This is a genomic window from Reyranella sp. (assembly GCF_050185545.1).
GTDB lineage: Bacteria > Pseudomonadota > Alphaproteobacteria > Reyranellales > Reyranellaceae > Reyranella.
This window is the reverse complement of the sequence record NZ_JBFWZI010000119.1, coordinates 21,174-23,624: the sequence shown is the minus strand read 5'-3', so window position 1 is coordinate 23,624 and position 2,451 is coordinate 21,174. Positions and strand designations below refer to the sequence as shown.

3 protein-coding genes and 1 pseudogene are annotated in these 2,451 nt (G+C 67.2%); 3 read left to right on the top strand and 1 reads right to left on the bottom strand.

Annotated elements, in window-relative coordinates; genetic code table 11:
- The coding region (locus AB7O82_RS25615; protein WP_428620493.1) for a dihydrofolate reductase family protein at nt 1-522 on the top strand (522 nt) is incomplete at its 5' end.
- A gap of 193 nt (nt 523-715) precedes the next feature.
- Here the strand turns inward: AB7O82_RS25615 and AB7O82_RS25610 are convergent.
- Nucleotides 716-1,657 (bottom strand): LLM class F420-dependent oxidoreductase, encoded by a 942-nt coding sequence (locus AB7O82_RS25610; protein ID WP_428556105.1) that lies wholly within the window; start codon nt 1,655-1,657, stop codon nt 716-718.
- Nucleotides 1,658-1,943: 286 nt separating this feature from the next.
- On the opposite strand from AB7O82_RS25610, the gene AB7O82_RS25605 reads away from it, so the two are divergent.
- Complete coding sequence (locus AB7O82_RS25605) at nt 1,944-2,306, top strand: DUF2255 family protein (RefSeq protein WP_428556102.1); 363 nt, start codon at nt 1,944-1,946, stop codon at nt 2,304-2,306.
- An 18-nt stretch (nt 2,307-2,324) separates the two neighbouring features.
- Nucleotides 2,325-2,451: pseudogene (locus AB7O82_RS25600) on the top strand ((R)-mandelonitrile lyase); the annotation flags it as partial.

Genomic DNA, 2,451 nt, shown 5'->3' with positions numbered 1-2,451 from the left:
GCGCCGACCGGCCAGGTCTTCCCGCGCACGGCGTGGATCGCCCGGCGCGATGCCGCCGCCTACGGCGTCGTGCTCGATGCCGAGGGCAAGATCATCTGGGGCCGCTCGGACATCGGCGGCGATCCGATCGTCGTCGTGCTGACCGAACAGGTTGCGGACGCCCATCTCGAGGCGCTGCGGGCCGAGGGCGTGTCATACGTCTTCGCCGGCAAGCAGGCGCTCGATCTGCGGCTGGTGCTCGAGGTCCTGAACCGCGAGCTGGGCGTCGAACGCCTGCTGCTCGAGGGCGGCGGACGGGCCAACGGCGCCTTCTTGCGGGCCGGCCTGATCGACGAGATCAGTGTGGCGATCAATCCGGCCGTCGATGGCGCCCGGGGTGCGCCGCATGTCTTCGATTCCGACGACGTGAAGACCGGCCCGTCGGCGCCGCTCGCGTCGATGACCTTGAAAAGCTGCGAGGTGCTCGACGGCGACGCCGTCTGGCTGCGCTACGACGTGCGCAACGAGGATTCGTCGGGTTAGCGGCATGTACGCTGGGAGTGCGCCAATAGGGTGGCGCTCATGCTCTTCCGGGCCGCGGGCGTCCCGCCCGCTCATGATTCCTTCATCCCGCAGCCGACCACGCAGGTATCAACAGAGCTACAGCACTCGTAACGACAGTAGGAACGCATGAGCGGGCGGGACGCCCGCGGTCCTGAAGAGCATGAGCGCCACTTCAGGCGGAGTTTACCCCAAAACGCGGCATGACGTCGGCGGCGAGCAGCTCGAGGGTCTCGCTGTCGTTCTTGAAGGCGCTGCTGATGAGGAGCTGGACGCCGGCATCCTGGTACTTGCCGACCAGGTCGGTGATCTCCGCGACCGTGCCGGCGACCCCGTAGTAGTTGTCCGGTACCGCCAGCCTCTTGCGCTTGGCCGCCAGCTGCGCCTCGTCGCGCGCCACGACGAAGCTGATGACGTTGGTGCGCTCGATGTCGTCATAGTTGCGCCCCACCGCATCGCAATGCCGGCGCAGCACGTCGTACTTGTGTCGCACGATGTCGGGCGTGCCGCCGACGTTGCAGGCGTCGGCCAGTCGGGCGACGGCCCGCAGGGTGAGCTGCTCGCCGCCGCCGCCGATCATCACGGGCGGATGCGGCTTCTGGATCGGCTTGGGTTCCAGGATCGCGTCTTGCGCCTGGAAGTACTTGCCCTGGAAGGTGGTGCGCTTTTCCGACCACATCGCGAGGATGAGCCTGACGGCTTCCTCCATTTGCCGGATGCGCACCGCCGGCCGCGGCGGAAACTCCCAGCCGTACTGGCGATACTCGGTCTCGAACCAGCCGGCGCCGATGCCGAAGGTCAGGCGGCCGCGGCTGATCAGGTCGACCCCGGCGGCGATCTTCGCGAGATGGGCAGGATTGCGATAGTGGACCGAGGAGACCAGTGTCGCGAGGCGGATGCGCCGCGTCACGGCGGCGAGCGCCGAGAGGACCGTCCATCCTTCCAGGAAGGGCTCATCCGGCGCGCCGACATTGGCGATCTGGATGAGATGGTCCATCACAGAGAACCAGGCGAAGCCATGGTCCTCCGCCCACCGTGCCTTCGCTGCAACCGCGTCGAATATCTCCGCCGGCTCAGAACCGAACAGCCAGGACGGATTGTGTATGCCGAACTTCATGGTTCTTCATCTCCCTCGAATTGATCGCCCCCCTGTTGATGCGCGGAGGACGTGCGCAAGGCGACCACGCAACGGTTCCGCACCTGGGGGGCATCGTCCGTGCCCTGCCGCATTCATGAACTCGACGCACAAGTGCATGCCGATCATAGTGGCTACTCGCGTGGCGCCCAGCCGGCAAATTGTGTGGCGGCCGACTGGTCGGCGCCGACCGGCCCTACCGACTGGCCGGCGTGCTACCGGCGGGGCGGGCAACAAATCGTCGAAACAGCAGGAAGCTGGAGGAAGCATGGTCCCATTCGACGCCGATACGCTGCGTCTCCTGGGCGAGACCCGTGAAGTCGGCATCCGCACCGACAAGCACCCCGGCATCGCGGTGGTGATCTGGGTGGTGGTGGCCGGCGGCGCGGTGTTCGTGCGCTCGTTCCGCGGTGCCAGGGGACGCTGGTACCGCGATCTTGCGGCCGGCGGGCCGGCAGCCCTGGAGGCCGCGGGCCGGCGCCTGGCCGTGCAGGCCGTGCCGGTGGCCGATCCGGAGACGATCGAACAGGTGAGCCACGCGTTTCTTGCGAAGTACGCGCCGAGCCCTTACGCCCAGGCGATGGTGCAGGCCCACCTCCTGTCGACGACGTTGCGCCTGGACCCACGCTGACAGGAAAGGCTGATCGAAATGGAAATCAAACGCAGCGGCTCGCAGGATTCCGTAAAGGGCCCAGAGAGCTGGTTCACCGGCACCGTGCGCATCGACCCGCTGATGCGGGCAACCGATCCGGCGCGCGTCAGCACCGCCTATGTCA